Origin of the sequence: Streptomyces sp. NPDC006197 (assembly GCF_040613865.1) — a bacterium.
In the GTDB taxonomy this organism is placed as follows: Bacteria; Actinomycetota; Actinomycetes; order Streptomycetales; family Streptomycetaceae; genus Streptomyces.
Map to the genome: position 1 here is coordinate 1 of NZ_JBEXSZ010000250.1, position 6,179 is coordinate 6,179.

General features: G+C 70.4%; 6 protein-coding genes, 1 pseudogene and 1 riboswitch. Of the genes and pseudogenes, 6 read left to right on the forward strand and 1 reads right to left on the reverse strand.

The window, feature by feature from the left end:
* Nucleotides 1-94 precede the first annotated feature (94 nt).
* The 5 genes and pseudogenes from ABZ318_RS38685 to ABZ318_RS38705 all read left to right on the forward strand — a co-directional run.
* Nucleotides 95-382, forward strand: a pseudogene (locus ABZ318_RS38685) (1-hydroxy-2-methyl-2-butenyl 4-diphosphate reductase); the annotation flags it as partial.
* A 7-nt stretch (nucleotides 383-389) separates the two neighbouring features.
* Entirely contained in the window at nucleotides 390-1,415 is a 1,026-nt protein-coding gene (gene hpnH / locus ABZ318_RS38690; protein ID WP_356907101.1) for an adenosyl-hopene transferase HpnH, read from the forward strand.
* On the forward strand, nucleotides 1,412-2,797 hold the full coding sequence (locus ABZ318_RS38695) for an aspartate aminotransferase family protein (RefSeq protein ID WP_356907102.1): 1,386 nt from the start codon (nucleotides 1,412-1,414) through the stop codon (nucleotides 2,795-2,797). The genes hpnH and ABZ318_RS38695 overlap by 4 nt, the downstream gene beginning before the upstream one ends.
* 74 nt (nucleotides 2,798-2,871) lie before the next feature.
* Entirely contained in the window at nucleotides 2,872-3,501 is a 630-nt protein-coding gene (locus ABZ318_RS38700; RefSeq protein WP_356907103.1) for a helix-turn-helix domain-containing protein, read from the forward strand.
* 47 nt (nucleotides 3,502-3,548) lie between these two features.
* Nucleotides 3,549-3,704 (forward strand): DUF6126 family protein, encoded by a 156-nt coding sequence (locus ABZ318_RS38705; RefSeq protein WP_177181581.1) that lies wholly within the window; start codon nucleotides 3,549-3,551, stop codon nucleotides 3,702-3,704.
* A 42-nt stretch (nucleotides 3,705-3,746) separates the two neighbouring features.
* On the opposite strand, the gene ABZ318_RS38710 is transcribed toward ABZ318_RS38705, so the two are convergent.
* Nucleotides 3,747-4,568: a tyrosine-protein phosphatase gene (locus ABZ318_RS38710; protein WP_356907104.1), complete on the reverse strand. Its 822-nt coding sequence runs from the start codon at nucleotides 4,566-4,568 to the stop codon at nucleotides 3,747-3,749.
* 351 nt (nucleotides 4,569-4,919) lie between these two features.
* Nucleotides 4,920-5,107: riboswitch (cyclic di-AMP (ydaO/yuaA leader) on the forward strand.
* Nucleotides 5,108-5,111: 4 nt separating this feature from the next.
* Here ABZ318_RS38710 and ABZ318_RS38715 point away from each other — a divergent pair.
* On the forward strand, nucleotides 5,112-6,053 hold the full coding sequence (locus ABZ318_RS38715; RefSeq protein WP_356907105.1) for a LysM peptidoglycan-binding domain-containing M23 family metallopeptidase: 942 nt from the start codon (nucleotides 5,112-5,114) through the stop codon (nucleotides 6,051-6,053).
* Nucleotides 6,054-6,179: the final 126 nt, after the last annotated feature.

Genomic DNA, 6,179 nt, shown 5'->3' on the forward strand with positions numbered 1-6,179 from the left:
GGGTCGAGGCCGCCGGCTCCACCAGCTTCGGCAGGCGGTGGGGGCGGGAGCCGTACCAGAAGTAGGAGACGGCGAAGCCGAAGGACAGGCACGCACCGGGCCGCTGATCGGCTCCGACCTTGTGGTGCGCGGCCCCGCGCGGGCCGCGCTGGCCGCCGGCGGAGCGATCGCCGTCGACATGGAGTCCGCCGCCACGCTCCGTACCGCGACGTCGTGTGGACCCCGCCCGGTTGCGGCCGTCCGGGTGGTCGTGGACGCTCCGGAACATGAACTGGTCCGGATCGGCACGGTGCGCGGGGGAATATCAGCCTTCCGTGTCCTTCGTGCCGTCCTTCCCGCTTTCTTCGAATGGCACCGTTCTTTGCTGCTCCCCAGGAGGTGAACGAGTTATGGCCATGCCGCTCCGTCAGTCCATCCGGGTCGGGACCTACCTCTTCGAACAGAAGCTCCGCAAGCGGGACAAGTTCCCGCTGATCGTCGAGCTGGAGCCGCTCTACGCCTGCAACCTCAAGTGCGAGGGCTGCGGAAAGATCCAGCACCCGGCGGGTGTCCTCAAGCAGCGCATGCCGGTCGCCCAAGCGGTCGGCGCGGTCCTGGAGTCCGGCGCGCCCATGGTGTCCATCGCGGGCGGAGAGCCCCTGATGCACCCTCAGATCGACGAGATCGTGCGCCAGTTGGTGGCCCGGAGGAAGTACGTCTTCCTCTGCACCAACGCGCTGCTGCTGCGCAAGAAGCTGGAGAAGTTCACCCCCTCCCCGTACTTCGCCTTCGCCGTCCACATCGACGGCCTGCGGGAACGGCACGACGAGTCCGTCGCCAAGGAGGGCGTGTTCGACGAGGCGGTGGCCGCCATCAAGGAGGCCAAGCGGCGCGGCTTCCGGGTCACCACCAATTCGACCTTCTTCAACACCGACACCCCGCAGACCGTCATCGAGGTGCTCAATTTCCTCAACGACGACCTCCAGGTCGACGAAATGATGATCTCGCCCGCCTACGCCTACGAGAAGGCCCCCGACCAGGAGCACTTCCTCGGCGTCGAGCAGACCCGCGAACTCTTCAGGAAGGCCTTCGCCGGCGGCAACAGGCGCCGCTGGCGGCTCAACCACTCGCCGCTCTTCCTGGACTTCCTGGAAGGAAAGGCCGACTTCCCCTGCACCGCCTGGGCCATTCCCAACTACTCGCTCTTCGGCTGGCAGCGCCCCTGCTACCTGATGAGCGACGGATACGTCCCCACGTACCGCGAGCTCGTCGAGGACACCGACTGGGACAAGTACGGCCGCGGCAAGGACCCGCGCTGCGCCAACTGCATGGCGCACTGCGGCTACGAGCCCACCGCCGTCCTCGCCACCATGGGCTCCCTCAAGGAGTCCCTGCGCGCGATCCGGGAGACCGTCTCCGGGAACACCACGTCATGACCGGCGGGTTCGACCTGCGGGCGCTGCTCTCCGAGCGCGGCGCGGAGCGGTACGAGCTGCACGCCAAGTACCTCAACCCCCAGCTGCCGCGCATGCTGCACACCATCGGATTCGACAAGGTCTACGAGCGGGCCGAGGGCGCCCATTTCTGGGACGCCGACGGCGTCGACCACCTCGACATGCTCGCCGGCTTCGGCGTGATGGGTCTCGGACGGCACCACCCCGTCGTCCGCAAGGCCCTCCACGACGTCCTGGACGCCCGGCTCGCCGACCTCACCCGCTTCGACTGCCAGCCGCTGCCGGGCCTCCTCGCCGAGAAGCTGCTCACCCACAGCCCGCACCTCGACCGGGTCTTCTTCGGCAACAGCGGCACCGAGGCCGTGGAGACCGCCCTCAAGTTCGCCCGGTACGCCACCGGGCGGCCGAGGGTCCTCTACTGCCACCACGCCTTCCACGGGCTCACCACCGGCTCCCTCTCCGTCAACGGCGAGCAGGGCTTCCGGGAGGGCTTCGACCCGCTCCTGCCGGACACCGCGATCGCCCTAGGCGACCTCGACGCCCTGGAGCGGGAGCTGCGCAGGGGCGACGTGGCCGCCTTCGTCGTGGAGCCCGTCCAGGGCAAGGGCGTCCACGAGGCGCCCCCGGGCTTCCTCCGGAACGCCCAGGAGCTGCTGCACCGGCACGGCGCGCTGCTCATCGCGGACGAGGTGCAGACGGGTCTCGGCAGGACCGGCGACTTCTACGCCTACCAGCACGAGGAGGGGGTCGAGCCGGACCTGGTCTGCGTGGCCAAGGCGCTCTCCGGCGGCTACGTCCCGGTCGGCGCCACCCTCGGCAAGGACTGGATCTTCAAGAAGGTCTACTCGTCGATGGACCGGGTCCTGGTCCACTCGGCGAGCTTCGGGTCGAACGCGCAGGCCATGGCCGCCGGACTCGCCGTCCTCTCGGTCATGGAGGACGAGGGCACCGTCGCGCACGCCCGCCGGATCGGCGACCTGCTCTCCGGGCGTCTGAGGGAGCTCGTGCCCCGGTACGAGCTGCTGCACGAGATCCGCGGGCGCGGCCTGATGATCGGGATCGAGTTCGGGCGGCCGTCCTCGCTCGGACTGCGCGGGCGCTGGACGATGCTCCAGGCGGCCCGCAAGGGCCTCTTCGCCCAGATGGTCGTCGTCCCGCTGCTCCAGCGGCACCGGATCCTCACCCAGGTCTCCGGGGACCACCTGGAGGTGATCAAGCTGATCCCGCCGCTGATCATCGACGAGGCGGACGTGGACCGGTTCGTGACCGCCTTCACCGCGGTCATGGACGACGCCCACGGCGGCGGCGGACTGATGTGGGACTTCGGGAAGACGCTGGTCAAGCAGGCGGTCGCGCAGCGCTGACCGGTTCTCGACGCCGCTTTTGCCTCTGAGGCAAGAAACTTGCCTCAGAGGCACGATCCTGGCGGAATGGACGCATGGACCACGTCCCCGGGGACACCTCCCCGGACCCCGCCACTCCCGACGTCCTGCCCGACGTCGCCCCGCAGCTGCGGGCCCTGCGCCGCCGCCGGGGACTCACCCTGGAGGCCGCCGCCCAGCGGGCCGGCCTCTCGCCGGCCCACCTCTCGCGCCTGGAGACGGGGAACCGGCAGCCCTCGCTGCCGATGCTGCTCGCCCTGTCCCGCATCTACGGTACGACGGTCTCCGAGCTCCTGGGCGAGGCGCCCCCCGAGCGCGACCCCGTCGTCCGGGCCGACCGCTCCGAACCCGTCGAGGCCGACGGCTGGATCTACCGCCAGGCGGGCGGCGCCGGGCGCGCCCTCCAGTGCCTGCGGGTCCACGTGCCGTACGCCACCCGGGCCGACATCGTGCGCGTCCATCCCGGCGAGGAGTGGATCCACGTCCTGGAGGGGCGGGTCCGGCTCGCGCTCGGCGAGGCCGTCCACGTCCTCGATCCCGGGGACAGCGCGCACTTCGACTCGCTGACCCCGCACCGGATCGGCGCCGCCACGTCCGGCGGGGCCGAGCTGCTCTTCGTCCACACCCTGATGCAGAGCCCCGCCGCCGAGCTGTGCCTCGGCGGCGGGACCCCGCACCGGCGCTGATCCCGCGCGACCCCTTCCGAGTCCTGAATCCCCAGGAAAGGAACGACATGTCCGAGAAGTCCGTACCGGTCACCGGCGAGGAGCGCGGTGAAGGCAAGTTCCCCAAGGGGCTCGTGCTCCGCCTCTTCGCCTACCTGATCGCGGGCCACCTCTTCGCCGGCTTCCTCTACCTGCTCTTCATGCTGGGAGCGCAGAACCAGTAAAAAGCGCAGAACCGGTAGGGAGCGCAGAACCGGTGGGCGGCCTCACGCCTCCGTGAGCAGCCGCTCCCGCAGTCGCTCGCGGGTCTCCGGGGCCAGCTTCAGGCCCTCCGTGATGTAGGCGTCCACCGAGCCCCAGGTCGCCTCGATCGTCTCGAAGGCGGCCCGCAGATACTCCACCCGTGCGTCGAAGAGCGGGCTCAGCAGCTCCATCACCTCGGGCGACATCGCGTCCGGGGAGGTGGAGCTGCGGTGCACCTTGTAGCGGCGGTGCGGGGCGTTCGACTTCACGTAGTCGGCCTCGATGGCCTCCCGCTCGACCCCGACCGCGAGCAGGGTGATCGCGACGGCGAGCCCGGCCCGGTCCTTGCCGGCCGCGCAGTGCATGAGCGCCGGGACGCTCTCCTCCGCCATGGAGTGCAGGATCCGGCTGTGCTCCACGGTCCGCTCGATCACCATCTTCCGGTACGAGTCGGACATACGGGCGGCCGCCTTGCCGTCGCCGAGGACCTCCCGCAGCTGCGCGATCTCGCCGTCGCGCACCAGCTTCCAGAACTCCTTGCCGTCGGCCGGGTCGTTGAGGGGTATGTTCACGTTCCGCACGCCGGGCAGCTCGACGTCCGCGCCCTCGACCTTCCGGTCCGACTCGTTGCGGAAGTCGAAGACGGTGTGCAGGCCCAGCGAGGCGAGGAAGGCGGCGTCGCCCTCCGTCGCGTGGGCGAGGTGACCGCTGCGGAAGAGGCGGCCGGGGCGGACGGCGCGTCCGTCCGTCGTCGGCAGGCCGCCCACGTCCCGGAAGTTGCGGACCTCCGTCAGTTCGGGCTCGGCGGCTTCGGCGGGCGGGACCTGCGGCAGCTGCTGCGTCACGGCTGCTCCTGTTCTGTTGATCGGTTTCTGGGGCAATCATCCCGGCTGGGGGCCCCGGCACGCACCCCCTCGGACGGGAATGGGTGATCTGTCCGTATTGGGGTGTTCCGTATAACCCGCCCCGGTTGCAGGGGAGATGGGGATCGGTGCGTGAGCAGCGTCATAACCGTGACGGACCGTGCCTGATCGTCTTTTCCAAATACCCCCCGGGAAAAGGGGATCGAAGGACCGTCATCCACGGAGGGTGACCGGAATTCCGGCCGGATATCAGCCGGATATCAAGGAATCCCGGAGCACTTGAAAACTGTGGCTTGTTCACGCCGACCCCACTCGTCTAGCGTCGCGCTCAATCCGGACGGACCGCCGAATCCTGCCACCGACCGGAATCCGCACTCACCCGTACGAGGCAGGAGCGGGGGACCCAGGTAAGTCGCCGATCCCTCGAAGAAGGACGGCTCGGGGTGAAGTCGCGTGCACACGCGGCCGGACATCTCCAGTCCGAACCCGACAGCTCACCTCGCAGGCGCCGGAGAGGAATTCGCCATGCCCGCGAAGGGTAAGCACCGCCGCACCAAGTCCAACCGTCTGACCCGCGGCATCGCCGCCGCCGGCACCGGTGGCGCCGTCGTCGCCCTCCCGCTCCTCGGAGCCACCGGCGCCCACGCCGCCGAGCAGGCCGCCCCGGCCGCCGCCCCCGCCCAGGCCGTCGCCCACGTGAAGGCCGCCGCGCCCGCCACCGCGAAGGCCGCGCCGAAGACGTACTCCGTCGTCCGGGGCGACTACCTGTCGAAGATCGCCACCGAGCACCACCTCGCGGGCGGCTGGCAGAAGCTGTACAAGGACAACCGCCGGGTCATCGGCGCGGACCCCTCGCTGATCCTGCCCGGCATGAAGCTCACCCTCGGCACGAAGAACACCGCCGCGCCGAAGCCCGACCACCAGAGCGCGCGGAGCTCCGGCAAGAACGGCGACGAGGCCCCCCGCGCCTCCCGCAGCAGCGAGCGCTCCTCGGCCCCGGCCGCCGCGACCGCCGCCCCGTCGTCCTCCGCGCCCTCCTCGTCGGCCGCGACGACCTCCTCCGGCTGGGTCGCCCCGATCGCCGGCGCCGGCATGTCGACCCCGTACCACCAGGCCGGCTCCATGTGGTCCTCCGGCTACCACACCGGTGTCGACTTCATCGCCTCCACCGGCACCCCGATCCACGCGGTCGGCCCCGGCACCGTCTACTCCGCCGGCGACGGCGGCGCGTACGGCAACCAGGTCGTCATCCAGCACGCCGACGGCACCTTCTCGCAGTACGCCCACCTCTCCTCGATCTCCGTCTCCGCCGGCCAGACCGTCAACGGCGGCGACCAGATCGGCCTGTCCGGCGCGACCGGCAACGTCACCGGCCCGCACCTGCACTTCGAGATGCGCACCGGGCCGGAGTACGGCTCCGACATCGACCCGCTGGCCGCCCTGCGCCAGCACGGCGTGAGCATCTGACGCACCGTCGGCACGAGCTCGTCCTCCGGAGCAAGAACGGCGAGGACCTCCAGCTCACCCCGACCGAGCTGCGGCTGCTCCTGGAGCTGAGCCGGCGGCCCGGGCAGGCGCTGTCCCGCCAGCAGT

Excerpts from the sequence above, each read along its gene's own strand:
- ABZ318_RS38705 (WP_177181581.1), top strand. The coding sequence starts at position 3,549 with ATGTCCGAGAAGTCCGTACCGGTCACCGGCGAGGAGCGCGGTGAAGGC.
- ABZ318_RS38695 (WP_356907102.1), top strand. The coding sequence starts at position 1,412 with ATGACCGGCGGGTTCGACCTGCGGGCGCTGCTCTCCGAGCGCGGCGCG.
- hpnH (WP_356907101.1), top strand. The coding sequence starts at position 390 with ATGGCCATGCCGCTCCGTCAGTCCATCCGGGTCGGGACCTACCTCTTC.
- ABZ318_RS38700 (WP_356907103.1), top strand. The coding sequence starts at position 2,872 with ATGGACCACGTCCCCGGGGACACCTCCCCGGACCCCGCCACTCCCGAC.
- ABZ318_RS38715 (WP_356907105.1), top strand. The coding sequence starts at position 5,112 with ATGCCCGCGAAGGGTAAGCACCGCCGCACCAAGTCCAACCGTCTGACC.